This is a genomic window from Arthrobacter liuii, from assembly GCF_014639275.1.
Lineage (GTDB): Bacteria > Actinomycetota > Actinomycetes > Actinomycetales > Micrococcaceae > Arthrobacter > Arthrobacter liuii.
This window is the reverse complement of sequence record NZ_BMFW01000038.1, coordinates 1-16,355: the sequence shown is the minus strand read 5'-3', so window position 1 is coordinate 16,355 and position 16,355 is coordinate 1. Positions and strand designations below refer to the sequence as shown.

18 protein-coding genes and 2 pseudogenes are annotated in these 16,355 nt (G+C 63.8%); 10 read left to right on the top strand and 10 right to left on the bottom strand.

The features are described from left to right. Positions 1-14: 14 nt before the first annotated feature. From IEW19_RS20815 to IEW19_RS20800, 4 genes and pseudogenes are all read left to right on the top strand, one after another. Positions 15-227 (top strand): annotated as a pseudogene (locus IEW19_RS20815) (DUF4193 family protein); the annotation flags it as partial. A gap of 475 nt (positions 228-702) precedes the next feature. Next, complete coding sequence (locus IEW19_RS20810; protein WP_188573477.1) at positions 703-1,026, top strand: hypothetical protein; 324 nt, start codon at positions 703-705, stop codon at positions 1,024-1,026. Between the two features lie 210 nt (positions 1,027-1,236). Continuing rightward, on the top strand, positions 1,237-1,617 hold the full coding sequence (locus tag IEW19_RS20805; RefSeq protein ID WP_012311538.1) for a hypothetical protein: 381 nt from the start codon (positions 1,237-1,239) through the stop codon (positions 1,615-1,617). Next, a complete protein-coding gene (locus tag IEW19_RS20800) occupies positions 1,614-2,423 on the top strand; it encodes a hypothetical protein (RefSeq protein ID WP_188573476.1) in 810 nt (269 codons plus the stop codon). Before IEW19_RS20805 ends, IEW19_RS20800 begins: the two co-directional genes overlap by 4 nt. A gap of 93 nt (positions 2,424-2,516) precedes the next feature. Here IEW19_RS20800 and IEW19_RS20795 read toward each other — a convergent pair whose 3' ends face one another. The 5 genes from IEW19_RS20795 to mobC form a co-directional block, all read right to left on the bottom strand. Continuing rightward, positions 2,517-3,113: a DNA-binding protein gene (locus IEW19_RS20795; RefSeq protein ID WP_175319704.1), complete on the bottom strand. Its 597-nt coding sequence runs from the start codon at positions 3,111-3,113 to the stop codon at positions 2,517-2,519. A gap of 360 nt (positions 3,114-3,473) precedes the next feature. Then, entirely contained in the window at positions 3,474-3,596 is a 123-nt protein-coding gene (locus tag IEW19_RS23730; protein ID WP_229748636.1) for a hypothetical protein, read from the bottom strand. Positions 3,597-3,768: 172 nt separating this feature from the next. Beyond that, complete coding sequence (locus IEW19_RS20785; protein ID WP_188573475.1) at positions 3,769-4,710, bottom strand: hypothetical protein; 942 nt, start codon at positions 4,708-4,710, stop codon at positions 3,769-3,771. A gap of 20 nt (positions 4,711-4,730) precedes the next feature. After that, complete coding sequence (locus IEW19_RS20780) at positions 4,731-6,293, bottom strand: relaxase/mobilization nuclease domain-containing protein (RefSeq protein ID WP_188573474.1); 1,563 nt, start codon at positions 6,291-6,293, stop codon at positions 4,731-4,733. Next, a complete protein-coding gene (gene mobC / locus IEW19_RS20775) occupies positions 6,293-6,697 on the bottom strand; it encodes a plasmid mobilization relaxosome protein MobC (RefSeq protein WP_188573473.1) in 405 nt (134 codons plus the stop codon). The genes IEW19_RS20780 and mobC overlap by 1 nt, the downstream gene beginning before the upstream one ends. A 419-nt stretch (positions 6,698-7,116) precedes the next feature. Between mobC and IEW19_RS20770 the strand changes: the two genes are divergently transcribed. Next, positions 7,117-7,377: a helix-turn-helix transcriptional regulator gene (locus IEW19_RS20770; RefSeq protein ID WP_188573472.1), complete on the top strand. Its 261-nt coding sequence runs from the start codon at positions 7,117-7,119 to the stop codon at positions 7,375-7,377. A 10-nt stretch (positions 7,378-7,387) separates the two neighbouring features. Next, a complete protein-coding gene (locus IEW19_RS20765) occupies positions 7,388-7,648 on the top strand; it encodes a hypothetical protein (RefSeq protein ID WP_188573471.1) in 261 nt (86 codons plus the stop codon). Between the two features lie 388 nt (positions 7,649-8,036). On the opposite strand, the gene IEW19_RS20760 is transcribed toward IEW19_RS20765, so the two are convergent. The 4 genes from IEW19_RS20760 to IEW19_RS20745 form a co-directional block, all read right to left on the bottom strand. Beyond that, positions 8,037-9,386, bottom strand: coding sequence for a ParB/RepB/Spo0J family partition protein (locus IEW19_RS20760; protein WP_188573470.1), 1,350 nt, complete (start codon positions 9,384-9,386; stop codon positions 8,037-8,039). A 568-nt stretch (positions 9,387-9,954) separates the two neighbouring features. Next, positions 9,955-10,104 (bottom strand): hypothetical protein, encoded by a 150-nt coding sequence (locus IEW19_RS20755; protein ID WP_188573469.1) that lies wholly within the window; start codon positions 10,102-10,104, stop codon positions 9,955-9,957. Positions 10,105-10,296: 192 nt separating this feature from the next. Beyond that, a complete protein-coding gene (locus IEW19_RS20750; protein ID WP_188573468.1) occupies positions 10,297-11,289 on the bottom strand; it encodes a DUF4192 domain-containing protein in 993 nt (330 codons plus the stop codon). Between the two features lie 432 nt (positions 11,290-11,721). Further along, positions 11,722-12,666, bottom strand: coding sequence for an IS110 family RNA-guided transposase (locus IEW19_RS20745; protein ID WP_229748634.1), 945 nt, complete (start codon positions 12,664-12,666; stop codon positions 11,722-11,724). A gap of 422 nt (positions 12,667-13,088) precedes the next feature. On the opposite strand from IEW19_RS20745, the gene IEW19_RS20740 reads away from it, so the two are divergent. Further along, complete coding sequence (locus IEW19_RS20740; RefSeq protein WP_444541733.1) at positions 13,089-14,336, top strand: IS110 family RNA-guided transposase; 1,248 nt, start codon at positions 13,089-13,091, stop codon at positions 14,334-14,336. 214 nt (positions 14,337-14,550) lie between these two features. Then, complete coding sequence (locus tag IEW19_RS20735; protein ID WP_188573466.1) at positions 14,551-14,748, top strand: hypothetical protein; 198 nt, start codon at positions 14,551-14,553, stop codon at positions 14,746-14,748. 147 nt (positions 14,749-14,895) lie between these two features. On the opposite strand, the gene IEW19_RS20730 is transcribed toward IEW19_RS20735, so the two are convergent. Then, positions 14,896-15,153, bottom strand: a complete 258-nt coding sequence (locus tag IEW19_RS20730; protein WP_188573465.1) for a hypothetical protein — start codon at positions 15,151-15,153, stop codon at positions 14,896-14,898. Positions 15,154-15,477: 324 nt separating this feature from the next. Here IEW19_RS20730 and IEW19_RS20725 point away from each other — a divergent pair, with 324 nt between their 5' ends. Together IEW19_RS20725 and IEW19_RS20720 are read left to right on the top strand one after the other, a co-directional pair. Continuing rightward, on the top strand, positions 15,478-15,711 hold the full coding sequence (locus tag IEW19_RS20725) for a hypothetical protein (protein ID WP_188573464.1): 234 nt from the start codon (positions 15,478-15,480) through the stop codon (positions 15,709-15,711). Positions 15,712-15,844: 133 nt separating this feature from the next. Continuing rightward, a pseudogene (locus tag IEW19_RS20720) lies at positions 15,845-16,153 on the top strand (helix-turn-helix domain-containing protein); the annotation flags it as partial. Between the last annotated feature and the right edge of the window lie 202 nt (positions 16,154-16,355).

The window sequence follows — 16,355 nt, the reverse complement described above, 5'->3', positions numbered from 1 at the left end:
CGCGTCGGTGACAAGCCGGCAGCGTCGTCACCGAGCTGGACGAAGCCGACGCCCTCGATGAAGGGCTCACTCCCGGCGGTGAAATAGTCTCCGAAGAGCTCATCGTCCACGTCGTCCCGCAGGGCGCGGACGAGTTCACCTGCGCTTCCTGTTTTCTGGTCCAGCGCCGGTCCCAGCTCGCGCGCGAGAAGAACGGCCAGTCGTACTGCATAGAGTGCGAAGGCTGACGGCAACGGGCTTGTGAATGTCGGCAACCGGTCGCTGCCCGCCAGGGACTCGTCCCGGAAGGAAAGACGGCCGCCTGCCGCCTACTGGAATCCCCAGGCGGAAAGGCAGGAATGACGATCGGAAATAGCCCCTTCTGCAGGCACTCCCCCGCCGTTTTCAAAGAGCCGATAGTGGATATTATGTCAAGTTGTCAGTTTGATAGGACAAATGAGCCGTCAATTTAGAGTATCAAATCCAGCCTCAAAGCAACATCAGCGGCCCCCCATGTCGTGGCTCGTTGCAATACTTGCGGCATAAACCCCTGGCCACACTTGGGCGCATGTTTCGTTGGCAGGAACGTGGCCAACAAACCTCCTGCGGCGAGTCCAGTTTTCTGGACGGCTCCACATTCAGGAACGGTGGCTGGGGGCAGGATGGACATGGCAAGGTACAGACATGATTGAGCAGCACCACTACTGAAGGAAGCGGGTTGTCATGAGCGGCACCGAGGACAACTATGTGGCAGGACTCGCGGCGCAGTGGGCAAGCACCGGTCCATTGGAACAGTGGGTCAACGCAGCCCCGCATGGCGGGCCAACCCCACTTGATGAGACCGTCCGGGAGTACCTGGGCGACCACAACCCTTTCCCTGACGAGACAGCGGTGGAGGTGCTGCGGCACGATCGTTCAACCTGGGACTCTGCCGTCATCGTCGAGCGGGTCGGCGTCGATGAATGGACCGTGGAGTACGCCGCCGGAGAGCAGGCCTGGCGCAGCCATCTGGAACTGCGTCCTGCGTCCGTCTCTCCAGCGTCCTAACAAGCGGACAATCACACGCGCCGGTGCGGTTGCCCAGCAGAGTAAACGCTCTCCATCCCGAGGAGCACGCCTATAGTTTCCTGCCCAGCCAGGAGGCTTTACGGCGCCGGCCGGCAGATCAAAGACGTGAAAGTCCGGACGATCGGCGCCCGCTTGCTTTCATGTTGCTTTTCAGTTGCTTTAGCCTTGCAGTGCAGGGACAATGGAGGCATGGAAGCAACGACCCGGCATGACATTCATCTGGGGACCACCCGGATGAACATTCACGACCTTGTGCGCGAACTCAATGAGAATCTGGGTACGACGGTCGTCCAGACCATGGCCGGCGTGAAGGACCGCACGTCTCCGTTCCGCTGGGCCAAGCCTGACGGCCCGGAGCCCCGCCCGGAAGTCGAGTCCCGCCTGCGCCTGGGTCATCGCGTCTGGAAGACACTTGAGCTCGCTGAAGGAAAGCATGTCGCGTTGGCCTGGCTGATGGGTGCCAACCCGCGCCTGGACGAGGAACTTCCTGTCCTTTACATTCAGCAGCTGCGTTCCCGTGAGGTTTTGGGAGCCGCCGAAGCATTCGTGAATGACACCTACGCCGCATGATCACGACCACCAAGGGGCGCCGGTGCGCCTCGACGGGGCTCACCCTTGTCCAGGCCGCTGGCCAGGTTTCGTTCAGGGTGGCGAAGGACCGCTACGGTGCGTTGTCGGTCAGGAAGAATTCCATCGTTGGCCCGATGCCCATCGGAACGGCCGCGACCAGCGATTCCCGGGGACGGTACGACAGCATGGGCTCGACGATCTACCTCGCCGACTCCCGCCAGTGCGCCTACGCCGAGGTGTTGCTCGGCTTCCGGCAGCAACGCGCGTCCGTAGCCAAGGCCGCTGAATCCATCGGATGGACGGTCGAGGACTACATCACCAGTGTCCGAGCCCAGGCCGAGGAGAACGGGATTGCCGTCCCATGGGCCATATCCGTGGACTGGCAAATGGACCGTTCGATTTACGAAATTCGCCTCCCTGGTCAGGGGTGGTGGGTTCAGATAGACGACGCGGCCACCCTCCGCGCCCTTGAAGCCCTCACACCAACCACGGCGGGGCTGACCGAACGCCTGCAGCTCCTCACAGCCGGCTCCCTCACCGGTGACGACCGTGATCTGACAACCCTGCTCGCGCACGTCATCCGCGGAACGATGTTAGACGATGGCTCAGAACCACTGGGTATCAGCTACCCATCAAAAACACTGACTGGCAGGTGCTGGGCCTACTGGGACCGACGGGCTGACGAAGGCCTCTCCCCCAGCCGCAACGGCCTCCTGCAGCTGACCTCCGAAAATGTCGGACCGGACCCTGAATTCCACCGTGTAGCCGAACTGTACGGTCTACCGGTCCTCGGAGCTCGCCCGTGAAATCAAGGCCATCTTCCGAGCGCCGCCCCGGTAGGCCGCCCACCGCTGGCGGCTGCAGGACTGCTGGCCGTTGGCAGAGGGGTCCCGGCTAGATCAGGCATCAGGTTCTTCGCCACTCTGAGGCTGCTCGGGGGTAATGCGCTGCAGCAGCGCGTCATGGGCTTCCTGGAGCGCGTCCGCGCGGGCCTGCGCGGCGGCCGCCCGGGTTGCTGCTGCCGCAGCTTCGGCCGTTGCTTCCTGGCCGGCTGAGCGGGCCTGTTCTAACTGCTCGGCATTGGTGGTTAGCTGGCGTTCCAGCTCCTCTATTTTGGCCACCAGCTCGGAGACAGCGGACTCCTTGTCGGCCGTCACTTTGTCGAGGTCGGCAACAAGCTCGGCGACCTCTTCATTCAGCTCCTTTTTCTCCCGGGCCCAGAGCTCGCCGGTGGCGGCGTGGCGCTCGTTCGCAAGGGTGGACGCTTCCGCCCAGACAGCCCCGGCCAGACGCGCCGCCTGCTCGAGGATGGCCGGCGGGGTCGCCGCGACCTGACCTCCTGCGGACTGCTTCTCCTCGGCCCATTCCTTCAGATAGCGGGTGGCGTCGGCGTTACTAACGCCCGCAGCAGATCGAACAGTGGACACGGTGGGGCGCCGCTCGGCGCTGATCTGCTCAGCAGCAGCAAAAACCCGGTCTTTAGCACTCGAACTCATTCACGATCCCTCAAAAGTAGTAGTAGTAACAAAACTACTCCTACTACTACTAATTGGAAATACCGCGCCGCCGCCCCGGTGCCCGCGGCCCCCCGTCCATATGGTGGGTAGGCCCCCAGGCCAGCGGGACTGGGTAAGCGGGGATCTCTCGTGGGTGGCCTCAGTCTCCCAGGCGCAGAGCGGTTTGCGGCGCCCGCCCAAGAGCCTTGGGACGATACGCGTCACGAAAAGAGCAGGAGGAGTAGTAGTAGCATGCGCTTCCTACTACTACTGCTTGAGTGCTAGGAGCCCCCATTCGGGTCTGACTGTGGCTATTCCCCTTCCGGCACATCGTCCGCCAGTTCGCCCGCGGCGATCCGCTCAGCCGGTGCGCCGGTATGCATCTGCGACATAGTCCTCGAGATCCTGGCGGCCGACGCGCCAGAGCCCCCTCGCTCCACCCTGAAAAGCGCGAAGCTCTCCAGTATGAATGAGGTTCCGGATGAGGCTGCTTTTGCAGTTCAGTTCTTCGGCGACCTGCTCGATGGTCAGAAAGCGGCCGCTTGTCGTGTTCAGCGGTCACCCGGACATCCTAATGTGAGCAGCACTCAGCCGGGGCCAGTTTGCGGGCCCCGGCCAACCCGTGAGATTTCCTGGGCTGGACGGCCTGCAGGGCTTACCGGCTCATGCCCTTTTGAAGGAGCTTTGTCAGGCCGTTGGTTCCGCGCGTCTTGCGGGCCTTTGCAGGCCTTGATCCCTTGCCTACGGCTGCGCTGGGCGGTGTGGCCTGGTCTTGATCGGAATTGAGGCGTGCTTGTACAGCCTCGCGGTCAGCAACCCCTTCGAGGCTGGCCGCCAGTTCCCGGCGGCGCTCGGCTGAGTCGTATGTGGCTCCTGCTTCGTCACGCAACTGCTCAGGGCGGTGATTGGCACGGGCGGCTGTCCAGTCTTCAATCAGCCGCCTTTCCATGTCGTCCTCCAGGGCTACGCTGTCTGCAAATTTGTGCCGCTGCTCCCAGTTGTGCGCCTCGATGGGTTTGGTCTCCCGGAGCCAGACCAGCGCTTCGTCCAAGTCCTCCTTTGAGGGCCGATCAACGGCCTCCGCGCGTTTCCTGTCTTCCCGGTCGGCCTCGGCCAGCAGTCGCACAGCCTGGGCGTTTTCATCATGGCCGGCACGGTGTTCCTGTTCTGCCTGTTCGCGGTCCCGCTCGGCTTTAGCCAGGGCCTCCGCCACCGTTGCTTCATTGGCGCCGAGGTTGTCCACGTCCAAGCCGTAGCGGCGCTGCACTTGGTCGCGGATCACCTGTGCCGCGTCGCGCGCCGCCGGGTCGTGGTCCTTCCACGCGGTGACCGCTTCATGTGCCCTTTCGACGTCGCGGCCGGTGGCTGTGTCCCACCACCGGTTGTCCATGACCGGGGCGAGCTGTGCACGGGCAGCCGCCCGCTCCGCGTCGAACCGGGCCTGCAGTTCGCGGGCCTGTTGTTCCTCGGCTGCTTGGGCGCGGCGCAGCTCTTGCTCGCGTGCCCTGGCAAGCTGCTCACCGAGCCGGCCGGCGATGGTCAGCCCTACGCGGGACATTCCCTCGATTGCTTCTTCGATGCCGTCAGATTCATTCATAGTTTTCCCCCTCGTTGGTGTTATCTCTCGATGTCCGGGCGGGTACTCCCGCTTCGGGTGCCTGCGTGGGTGCTTGCCTGCACGTATTTCGGCGGCAAAACGGAGCCCGCGGACCGGCCGGCAACCTGGCCGGCTGTACTCGCGCGTACCGCGGCGGTCGCTTCGCTATCCTTTGTGGGCGTTGTCGCTGGGACGCTGGGCAATGCGGCCGCGACCTGGCTCAGGTGGTGTTTGACCATGTGGCTGATCTGGCGTGCTCGGCGCAGATCATTTGAGGCCTTGTGCATGTCGTGGACTGCCTTGGCGACGTTGAGCAGCTGGCGCAGCATGATTGCCTGCGCGGCGGTTCCGGTGCCGCCCATCGAGGCTGCCATGAGCATGAGGGAAGCTCCGCGGGCAGACGGTCCAAAGCTGCGGATGGGGCGGACTGGGTAGCGCCGCAGTTGTGCTGTCTTGGACAGCTCGTCGGCTGCTGCTGCGAGTGGTCCGGGCGTTGCCTCGGTTGCCGTGGACCAGGCTGCGAAGGCGCCGGATGTCTCGCGGGCAACGTGTGCCCAGGTCGCGTGATCGTCCAGCGGTACAGAGCGCAGTGTTTCGCGGAGCCGGGCGACTTCGTCGCTGTACCGCTCCCACAGTTGCGGGTCGGGTTCGCGGGCTTCACGGCCGATCGTGACCGGGCGTCGTCCACGTGCAGCTGCCTGCCATTCTGCGACCGCCTCGGCGGCACCTTGTGGGCTGTCCGGCCACTCGGCGCGGAGCTTGGGCAGGGCAAGGTCTTTGGCGAGGTGACCGCCTCCGAACCACACTGGTCGGCCACCTTTGTGGGGACGTTGTTCTGCCACGTTGTAGCCGACCACGACGTCGTCACGTCCAGACGCGTACCGCGGCCTGACCAGGGCACCGGCACGGCGCAATCGTCGAATGAATTCGGCCTCATCCTGGGCCGAAGTCGCACAGGCACGGACCTTGCGTTCCAAAGAGCGGCGTTCCGGTTCCGGGGCTCCGCGCCGTTCGGAGGCTTCACGTTCACCGGGCCGTAGGCCACGGGTGGAATGGGTGGGTGAGAGTTCTTCCAGTCCGTACTTTTTCTCCAGCTCCCGGGCGGCTTGTTGTGCGCGGGGGAAGTCGCGCCAGCTGCTCCATTTCGTGCCGTCTTCGCGGCCCATGGACGCGGCGATGTGGATGTGGTCGTTGCCTGCTTTGCTGTGGCCGTGACGGATCGCCACCCACTGGGCCGGTGCGCGTCCGCTGGTCTCGGTGAATCCCATCTCGTCCATGAAGTCCTGCGCGATGTCAGCCCACTTCACATCTGTCAGGTCGCCTTCTTCGGCGCGCAGCGACAGGGAGCAGTGCCAGACGTGGCCGCCGGGAATCTCGACGCCCAGGACGGCGCGGGCACGGTCGAGTTCCTTGGCAATGGCCTGCGCTGCGTCGGCGTTCAGTTCGTCGTCGTTGTGCCAGGCCATGATCGACGGTGAGCCGGCGACCAGGTGCGGATCGGTGTGCTCGTTGGCGCGGCCCGGTCCGGCAAGGTAGGCGATGAGCCCGTGCATGCGGGCGCCCTTGGTGATGTTGGGAATCATCAGCGCACCATCGCATCGAGCATCGTATTGATCCGGTCAGCGACCGCCCGCACCCGCGTGAGCACCGTCCGGGCGGCTTCGGGGAATTCGTCCGTGGCGTTCGCGTGCCGTGCGAGCTGGTTGACGTTGTTCGACAAGGCGGCAAGGTAGCGGCGGGCCGCCATGAACTCCACCGCCGCTGCGCGGCGTTCAGCCAGGGACTCGGAGTTCTCCGCGTACAGGGCAGCGCTGACCAGAATCTCCGAAGGGCTCCGACCGGTCCGTCCCTCCAGGACCTTCAACTGAGCGCGTTCGAACTCCGACATCGACACCCGCACGTACTGGGTGTCACCGTCAATGTTCGCGCGGCGGCGGCGGGAGAACCGGCCCTGCGGCTTTGGACCAGACTTCGGCTCTTCAGTCATCCCGGTCCCCTCCCCCATGCCCAGCGCAGCGCCCCGGAACCTCCGGGCCACACTCACGAGTGTGCCGCATCCACGGCCGCAGGCCGTGGATCAACACGCGGGTTATGGCACATAACCACCTAGCTTGCTCCGGAAAATCACCTCCGCCTTCATTTGGCGCTCGGGTGGTTGGCTGGGTACTGCCCTGCAGGACGCTGCGCGTCTGACTTGTTCAACGACTGCGTCGTTCCGTTTCGGCTGGGTGAGGCTACTGCCCGGTCCTTCCTTGGCAATTCTCCGCAGCCGGCTTTCGCGGCATATCCTCGCTCCGCTCCGGTATTCCACGGTCCGGCTACTCCAACTGGCCAATTCCTTCACCGGCCAAGTTTCGGCAAGCGTGCCGAAAGGAACGCGGCATAGGGTTAACGAAAGGTACAGTTTTGGCTCTCATCTCACCGACCACAGTGGCCAGGAACTACGGAGTCTCCCCCACCCTGCTGCGGCACTGGCGGCAGCGGGGCATCGGGCCCGAATACTTCCAGTTCACAGCACGGACCGTCAGCTACTGCGACGACTACCTGCAGGACTGGTTCAACGACCCGCGAAACGCCGGCCTGCTGGCAGAGGACACTCCAGTGAACGTGGACACGTCCTGCCGGGACGGGCGCGTCCGGCGAAGCCGCCGCCGAGACGATCGTTAGGCTGGATCCCATGGCGAACCTCGACATTGAACAGACACGAAACCAGGCCCGCGCACTGCTGGACTCCCGCATCGAGTCCGTGACCAATCTGGTCCGAACACGGCAGCGCATCACCGATCTCAAGGACCAGCTGGCATCAGCAGAGCGTGACGACAAGCGCGCGTACGTTCAGGCAACCCGTGATGGATGGAGCCCCGAAGAACTCAAAAAACTCGGTCTCGAACCGGCAGCAGCAGGACGGCGTCGCAAGACCCAAAACCAAAGCCACTGATACCGCCGCACTGCAGGCGGACGCGCCGCAGCCAAATGGGCAGCAGGCGGCTTCGCTGAACTAAGGCGCCCAAGCGTTCGACCATTCGGCATCCCTTCGCCTGGTAGGGCGCTCATGAACACACAAAAGGGCCGGCATAGCCGGCCCTTTTTGTTCTCCTCGGACAAAGGAAATCTGGTGACAACGATACCAGCCGCTGCAGGTGCAGCGCCCCACGGTGGCAGGGGTTGCGATTCGTGCGCGAACGGCGGTCCGCCGCTGGTGAGTCGCTGTCGTGGTTCGCCCCATGCGGCGGACCGCCCCACTTTTGAAAGGTTCCAGGCCCTCGGGCGATGAGCCCGTGGGGTCCGTGCCGGGCGGATTTTCAGGTCCGCCCGGCACGGGAGTTTTAGGCTTCTTCGTCCTTCGTTGGGGTACCGCTGTCGAGGATGATTTTCTCGACCTCACTTGCGGTGTATCCCCACGTCACCAGCTGGTTCAAATAGTCCCTGTGGGTCTGGCTTGGCGACCGCCACGAGTCCTTCGCGATCGTCTTCTCATACCCGGCACAGATCAGGGCGATCAGGGAAAACTCCGGCCGTACCGTGGACTTCGCCACGTGAGTGCGGAGCGGGTTCCACGCCCAGGTCTTCTCCTCGTCCACCCTGGCCCCGACCATCCCTGCGGCTACCTCCCCGTCGTAGCCGCTGGCCGTCTCCGGATGGTGGGTGATCGCGTGGACGGTGAAGTACTGCCATCCCTTCGGTGCCTGCTTCTTCGCCAACAGGCCAGTCACAAAATCACGGCGGACCACCTGCGCGGACAACATCGCTTTATTGCGCTCGATCAGCGTTTTACGCTCGGCCTTCGCCTCCTCCGTCATGGGGCCCTTCTGCTGTTGCTGGCCGCCGTCGTAGCGTTCGTACTTCGGGGCGAAGCCCGTGTCCTTCCACGACGCGATCACGGGGTGCGTGCGGTGCTGGCCCCGGTAGTCCGTGGTGATCAGGACGGCGTTGGCGTCCTCTTCCGTGGCAGGTTCCCCGTCCTCCCTTTTAGCGGCGGTGACGTAGAGGTTCTCGGCGTCGGCGTAATGCCCGGCGTCCTCCACGATGGTCTTGCCCTGCGCAACAAGTTCCTCCTGCAAAGCGGCGAGAGCGGCGGCGCTCTCACGCTTATCGCGCAGGAGCTGGGCGACGTGCAGGAGCTGATCGGGTTCGTCCATCATGACCGACTCGATCTCCTCAGACGCTGATACGTCCCCTTCAAACTCGGCCATGATCAGTGCCGCCTCGAGGGTCCATCCTTTGCCCAGGGCGGCGGCTCCCGCGTCCGAGGACTTGGCCTTCAACGAGGACTCGACCTTTGTCCTGGTCCGTCCGGTCTTCTTCGCGATTGCGGCCGCCGAAACCCCGACCAAGGACAGCTGGTGATAGGCGTCGGCCTCGTCCGCCTCGGTCAGTTCAGAGCGCTGGATGTTCTCCACCACCTGCGTCACGATCCGCTCGGCCTCTTCCGGGGACTCGATGATCATCACCGGAATCACCGGACGCTCCGCTTCGACGGCCGCGCGGGTCCGTCGCTGACCCATCAGCACGTGCACGGTGCCGTCGTCCTTGCGGTGGGCGATGACCGGTTCCATCACGCCGTGTTCCTTGATGCTGGCGATGAAGTCAGCGGTCAGGGCGGCGTCCTTGCGGACATTGACGTCCACGGTCAGAGTGGCCGGATCGAGCATTTCCAGTACGGGTGTTGCGCTCATAAATATCTGTCCTTCTTGTCCGAGAAGTGGGTGGGTGGGGCGGTGCGTGGTGACCGGCCAGCTCCCCTTCTCCCCCCGCGTTGTTTTGGCTGCTGGCGAAGCTTGCGGAGCTGTGCCCGACGGAGGCCCGTCCACCCGTGAGGGCAAGGTGCGGAAATCTTCGTAAGGAAATCAGCGACGAAGGAGCGCCGTCGAAGATTTCCGCACCGCAGGCCCCGGGAGGAACGACAGGGGCTGGACGGGCCGGAGCGGGCACGTACAATCCGTCAGGACAGCAGCCAAAAAAAGGCGTCGAAGACGTCAACAACAGGGCCAGCGGGTCCGGAGCCCTGCGACGGCGCCGCTGGCCCCAACAGCCGGCCGCGCCAGCGGACGCCCGATCTTTGGCGTGGAGGTTCCCGGGTTTTGGTGAGGGTGTTGCTAGTGTTTGTCCCGTCCTCCTGCGCCGGTTGTTTCGAAAGGTGTCCGGCCGCGGTAGGGATCCTTCCGTCCTTCTGCCCGGAGCTTGTCCCTTGCGGGTAGTAGGTGACCGAGGAAGAAATGAGGGCAGCGTCGGCGCTGCGGGTGCTTAGAAGTTGTGGTGTTCCTGGGCCCAGGCGACATCCAGCGGCGCGCCGGGTTCGCGGGCGGTGAGCAGGCTCAGTTCGATGATGTCCTCGGCGAGGCTGGCGTTATCTCCGGGCTTGTCGTCCTCGGTGAGGATGTATTCGGTTGCCATGCTCGCGCGCTTCCTGGTTCGGTGCAGTGATCCTGGTGTTCACTGTAGCCGTGCTGTCTGCGCGTTCGGGGGATTTGTGGCTGCGCCCGCGCCAGCGTGAGCGGCGGCCGGGGGAGCCTGCGGAGGAGGCCGCCCGCCACCACCGGACGTGCCGGGCCGGGATCGTGTGGTGATCCGGCCCGGCCCGTTCCCCTACTGGATGATGCGGGGCTGGTAGGAGGTTCCGGGGTCCTTGGCGACGTCAGCGACGTAGCCCTGGGTGATCACTTCCCGCAACAGCACGGCGAGGCGGAACCCTGCACTGTCCTCGGCGGCGAGCTTCAGGTAACGGTCAGCTTGTGATCCGCGGCCCTTCAGCCACTGGAGCCAGCCCATCAGTGTCAGCATCGGGGCGCGCTGCCCGGCCGGGACGACCTTCATCAGCGCGAAGGCGAGGGCTTCGGCGCGGTCGATGCGGTCCCAGTCGGGACGGGCGGTGAACCTGCCCATCAGCACGTCTTCAAAGCTGCCGTTGTGCGTGCTGATGGTGTCCCGGAACAGGTAGTCGCGGATGTGCCTGTGCTGGAACGCTGCCGCGAGCTGCCGGGCGGTGTCGCTGTCCGGCCCGGGTGTTCCCTCGACACGGTCAAGTGCGGCCCCCCACATCCCGCGGGCGGTGTCCAGGTCCGCGTCGGTGCCTTCCGGAGCCTCCACGGGCGGCGCCCATGTGCCCAGCAACGCGGGGTTGTACACATCAAGGTCCGGGGCGGACCCGAAATAGGTCAGGGTGGCATTGGCGTTACTGTCCCGGACCTCGTCCAGCGGGTTCCTCTCGGGTGTTCCGTAGGGTGCCCAGTGGGTGGCGGTGACCAGCAGGACCATGCGGACGGGCATCCGGGCGGTGGCGAGCTCGTTCGTGAGGGCGGCGACGTGCGCGGCGTACGGGTAGCCGCTGCCGGGTTCTTCGTCGGTGTACACGATGACGACACTGCCCGTTGCCTTCTCGTCATAGGCTGCGTAGGTGGTCATCACCTGTGCGTAATCCTCCGGGGCCGCCTCGGCCGGTGCGTCCATGCGCAGGCTGGCACCCAGGATGCCAGCCCGGAGCGTGAGCACGACGAAGGATTCCTTCGGCTCGGTGCCCAGCAGGTGCGGAACGGCGGCGAGCAGGTCAGCTGAACCGGAAATCGTCAGTTTTTCAGTCATGGTGTTGTTCCTTCTTTTGTCCGAGAAGTGGGTGGGTGGGGCGGTGCGTGGTGACCGGCCAGCTCCCCTTCTCCCCCGCGTTGTTTTGGCTGCTGGCGAAGCTTGCGGAGCTGTGCCCGACGCAGGGCCGTCCACCCAAAGGGCAAGGTGCGGAAATCTTCGTAAGGAAATCAGCGACGAAGGAGCGCCGTCGAAGATTTGCGCACCGCAGGCCCCGACGAAGGAGGGGCTGGACGGGCCGGAGCGGGCACGTACAATCCGTCAGGACAGCAGCCAAAGCGGTAATACTGGAACAGTCCTTGAGCCGGCGTGACCCAGCCAAAAACTGACGTGCCGGGCGGCACTGTCTTTCCGACGATCTGTCCGCCGGTTCAAGGTCCGCTAAAAGGGGTGTCGAGCCAGGCGGACATGACCTCATAGCGCCTCTGTGTGTCAAGCAGCCAGTTTTTGGGCTTGGTGGTGATCGTGCAGGATCCGCCTGTAGAGGACATTGGAGAGGCGTCGTTTAAGTGCCCTGCGGGCTTCGCGGGGTGTTTTTCCTTCGGCGGTTTTCTTCAGGTAGTACTCCCGGCCTGGTCCGGGGTCACGGCTTTGGCAGACGGCCATGGTGTGCAGCACGGAATTGAGCTGCCGGTTGCCTCCGGTGTTGAGTCTGTGGCGGTTTTGTTGGCCGCTGGAGGCGGCCAGGGGTGCTGTTCCGGTGTAGCTGGCGAAGTGTGAGGCGCTGGGGAATCTGGTGATGTCCCCGACATGGCCGAGGAGTTTCGCCGCGAGGACGACCCCGACTCCTGGGATTTCCTGCAGTGTCGTGGCGGACGCGGCCAGGGCGTCGCGGGTTTGTGCTTCGTTGTTTTTGATGCCGGCGTCGATGCGTCGCAGATCGGCCAGCAATTCCCTGGCGAGTTCGCGTCTGACCGCGTCGGTGGCTGTTGCCGGCCGGATGGTACGCATCGCGGCGGCAGCCTTTTCGGCGCTAAGGCCGGGCTCAACTCCTCCCGGTATCAGCTCGCGCAGCAGCCGGTGCAGGCGGTTGAGCAGCCGGGCGCGTTCGTGGCCGAGGTCTTCGCGGCGTTCGGCCAGCAGGCGCAGAATTGTGCTCTGGTTTTCGGCAGCGACTGGGCGCAGATGCTCCTGACGGAGTGCAGTGACAGCGACGGCGAACGCATCTGCCGGGTCGCTCTTACGGCCACCGCCGGTCGAAAGTACCCTGACCTTCATGGCCAGTGTCGAGGGGACATCGACCACGGATTCGCCGCCGGCCACCAGGATCTGGGCAATTCGGCGGCCGAGACCGTTGGCGCCCTCGATAGCGAATCTGCGTTCGGACCATTGCGCGGCCCATCCCAGCAGTTGCTTGGCCGTGCCTGCGTTGACCACGAAACGCCGCACCGCGAGCTGACAACCCGTGGGATCGATGGCTGAGGCGGTATGGAGGATTTATGAGGGTCGATGCCGATAACGATCATGTCCGGGTTCCTTTCGCCGACGTCGGTGATGGATCACCCGTGGCGGGCACCCTGACTTGAAGTGTTTGCATGCCTCTGTCGAGCCACGCCCCGGGCGGGTGTCAGCGGCGCGGCACGCTATCAGTGAGCCAACCCGTTCGCAACGGGCGGCAAGGAGCTTGCGGACCTGTGCCGGCTGACACCCTGGACGCTACAAGACTGCAGATCCCGCAGCATCCCACCACCAATGGAACAAGTCAGGAGCCTGATACGACCAGTCCCGTTACCGTTTTGTCTGCCCACCTGGCCCGCGCCCGATCAATCAGCATTCGACGCGACTGAGGGGCAATTTCCATCTTGGCAAGCGAACCAACGAAAGTCATCGCGGGTATCGACACCCACGCCGACACACACCACGTGGCCGTGATCAACGAACACGGCAAACCTCTTGCGGACAAGGAATTCCTGGCCGTGGGGTCCGGATACCGGAAAATCGTCGAGTTCATCGCCTCCTACGGCACAGTCACCGCCGTCGGGGTCGAAGGCACAGGGTCCTACGGCGCCGAGCTCGCCAGAACCCTTCGGGGTGAAGGGCTGACCGTGCTGGAGGTAAACCCCAACCGGGCCGCCCGCCGGCTCAAGGGGAAGTCCGACCCACTGGACGCCTATCAGGCGGCCAAGTCGGTGCTCGAGGGACGGACGAGGGCGATCCCGAAGGCCAAGGACGGCCCGGTTGAATGCCTGCGGATCGTACGGTCCGGGCGCGCATCAGCCATCAAGGCCCGCACCGCGGCCATCAACCAAATCAAGGCGCTCCTCGTTTCGGCCCCGGACAAAATCCGGGCGAAATACCGGGCGATGGCCACTCCCGCACTGATCACTGCCCTGCAGCGGACCAGGCCCACGGGACATCTGGCTGACCCCGAGTACGTGACCCTGCTGACCCTGAAAGCGTTGGCAGTGCGCTGCCAGGCGCTAGGAACGGAAATCGAGGCTGCTGACGCGGCACTCAAGGAAATCCTCGACAGCTACGCTCCGCTGCTTTGCGATCTCCCGGGAGTCGGGACCGAAGTAGCCAGCCAGCTGTTGATCACCTTCGGGGACAACCCGGACCGTCTGGGAAACGAAGCCCAGTTCGCCTCACTCGTCGGGGTCGCCCCAGTACCGGCCTCATCCGGCAAAACAACCCGACACCGCCTCAGTAGGGGCGGTGACCGCAGCGCCAATAACGCCTTACACCAGGTGGTCCTGGTGCGCATGGGATCGTGTCAACGGACCAAGGATTACGTGCTCAAGCGCACGTCCGAGGGCAAGAGTAAACGCGAAATCATGCGCTGCCTCAAACGCTACGCAGCGCGGGAAATCTACCGCCAAGTCACCAATCCCCGGCCGGCACCAGATAACTCCGACCTCCGACAGACGCGGACCGCCATCGGAATGACCATCACGACCGTTGCGGGCGAACTTGGCCAATGGGTTTCCATCATTTCGCGGCTGGAACGTGGACATATCCGCAATGACAAGCTCGCTGCGACCTACCGCCAATGGCTCACCGAGCAATCGGACAAGAGAGCGGAGGTAGCCCAATGCCGGCGCGGTTGAGGCCGAGGCGCTGGAAACGAAGCTACGACGGAACGGGCGGCTGCCTTCGGGCTACTATTTCTTTAGGTGGGAGACTTACTGTGGGCGGATCCTCCCAACCAGGCTCGGGTTGGGCAGGAAAGGTGTGGATGGGCGGTACGGGATGAGGCTCAGTGAGCTGTGGGACCGGCTTGACTTAGGGCCACGTCAGTGGCTCTTCGATAATCCTGCGTGCGTGCTTGTTCCGAACACGGTCACGGCGCGGGTTCAGGAAGCTTCTGACCGGCAGCTCGACGTCGATGAGCACGGACAGATGATTCTTTGCCGCAAAGATCTTGATTTTATCCGCGAAAAAGGAGCCGGGGTGGGCGCCGCTCACATCAGCGTCGACCTGCGTTTCTTCGACGCGAACCAACCCAAGCAGAACAACTAAGCCTTCAATCTCTCAGGGGCATTTCCCCGTATTTCCCTCATTTGGACCTAGAGAGCATTGTCTTAGGCGGCCACTGAGGTTGTCGGCCGGTCAACAGATTGACCGAAACCGGCCGTGAAGGGAGCGCACTTACCGCGTGGGGCGGGGTCAGACCAGGTTCGGTGCGCTGGAAATGATGTAGTCGGCGGCGGCGGGTCCCTTCATCCCAACGTGATTGTTCCCGGGCGTAATGTTATGGGCCTTGAGCGCTTCCCACAGCATTGCGGGAGGCTGAGGTTCTTCGTTGTTCAGCAGACACCAGCTCGTGTACAGGCCGTACAGCTCATCCGTGCCAAGTCCGGTGTCTTTGTCCTTCTCTTCATCGATTGCCTGGGAGACGAAAGCCTCAAAATGCTGCCGGCTCATCACAACTGCCTTTCTCATCAACCCAACCCGGGCAGTAGCCGCGTTGTCCTACGCTGTGTTGATGAATCTACACCGCGGTTCGCCGACCGTCATTCCCGTCTGGTGGGCCCATCCCGCCGCCAGGTGCCGGAACGGGAGGCGTCTCGGGCAAGACTTCGCCGTGGCAGAGCACACGACGCTTGCCCGCGGACTCAGCACTCCCAATCGCGGTCGCTGCCCTACCTAGCTTGAGGTATTTCCCTTGCCGGAACCCGTTGTGGGCTGGGTCAACAGATCAGGTCTTAGGCATTAGCTGCGGACTATTGGTCGCTGCATGATGTCGCTATGGCCTTCTTCCTGCAATACGCGACCAGCGTGACTGTCGGCCACATTACGGTCGAGGGGCCGGACTTCAGCACTATCCTGTCCAGCGCGCAAGCAGCCGTGCAGGGTTTGGGCTGCCGTTGCGCGGCGTTGTTATATTCCCCGGACCCGGTTCCGGCCTTCGGCAAAGGCAGGCTCCTCGCGGCCTATACCAGCACCGCCGGGTGGATCACGGCGGAGGAGTGGCCAGAGTAATCCGTTCCCCGCCATGGGCCCGGCAGTTCAGCGGGGTCGGTCCCGGCCCCTGGGATGGGGGAACAAAACTGCAGGCCAGCGGGGGTAACCATGCCTCATGCATCTTCGGCCGCGCCAATAACGCCTTACACTAGTGGCCAAGCGCACGTCCGAGGGCAAGAGTAAACGCGAAATCATGCGCTGCCTCAAACGCTACGCAGCGCGGGAAATCTACCGCCAAGTCACCAATCCCCGGCCGGCACCAGATAACTCCGACCTCCGACAGACGCGGACCGCCCTCGGAATGACCATCACGACCCTTGCGGGCGAACTTGGCCAATGGGTTTCCATCATTTCGCGGCTGGAACGCGGACACATCCGCAATGACAACCTCGCGGCGACCTACCGGCAATGGCTAACTAACCACCTTAAAGGAGAGGCACCCACCGCACCGGAACCTTAGGTCCCATAAAAGCGTAGCCTTGAAGGACGGCAGATGATGGCCGTTCAAATACCTCACATAGCTGAACCCTGCAGAGGGGGACTGTAAGAAAAACGGTGTGTGATGGTCCGGCCTGATCCGAAAGGAGACGGCCGTGTCAGAGTCCACGACCGCAGTAACAGGGGTGATGATCGATCCTGTGACGGGAGAGATCATCGATCAG

Coding starts and splice junctions, on each gene's coding strand:
- IEW19_RS20810 (WP_188573477.1), top strand. CDS start 703: ATGAGCGGCACCGAGGACAACTATGTGGCAGGACTCGCGGCGCAGTGG.
- IEW19_RS20805 (WP_012311538.1), top strand. CDS start 1,237: ATGGAAGCAACGACCCGGCATGACATTCATCTGGGGACCACCCGGATG.
- IEW19_RS20800 (WP_188573476.1), top strand. CDS start 1,614: ATGATCACGACCACCAAGGGGCGCCGGTGCGCCTCGACGGGGCTCACC.
- IEW19_RS20795 (WP_175319704.1), bottom strand. CDS start 3,113: ATGAGTTCGAGTGCTAAAGACCGGGTTTTTGCTGCTGCTGAGCAGATC.
- IEW19_RS20785 (WP_188573475.1), bottom strand. CDS start 4,710: ATGAATGAATCTGACGGCATCGAAGAAGCAATCGAGGGAATGTCCCGC.
- IEW19_RS20780 (WP_188573474.1), bottom strand. CDS start 6,293: ATGATTCCCAACATCACCAAGGGCGCCCGCATGCACGGGCTCATCGCC.
- mobC (WP_188573473.1), bottom strand. CDS start 6,697: ATGACTGAAGAGCCGAAGTCTGGTCCAAAGCCGCAGGGCCGGTTCTCC.
- IEW19_RS20765 (WP_188573471.1), top strand. CDS start 7,388: ATGGCGAACCTCGACATTGAACAGACACGAAACCAGGCCCGCGCACTG.
- IEW19_RS20760 (WP_188573470.1), bottom strand. CDS start 9,386: ATGAGCGCAACACCCGTACTGGAAATGCTCGATCCGGCCACTCTGACC.
- IEW19_RS20755 (WP_188573469.1), bottom strand. CDS start 10,104: ATGGCAACCGAATACATCCTCACCGAGGACGACAAGCCCGGAGATAAC.
- IEW19_RS20750 (WP_188573468.1), bottom strand. CDS start 11,289: ATGACTGAAAAACTGACGATTTCCGGTTCAGCTGACCTGCTCGCCGCC.
- IEW19_RS20730 (WP_188573465.1), bottom strand. CDS start 15,153: ATGAGCCGGCAGCATTTTGAGGCTTTCGTCTCCCAGGCAATCGATGAA.
- IEW19_RS20725 (WP_188573464.1), top strand. CDS start 15,478: ATGGCCTTCTTCCTGCAATACGCGACCAGCGTGACTGTCGGCCACATT.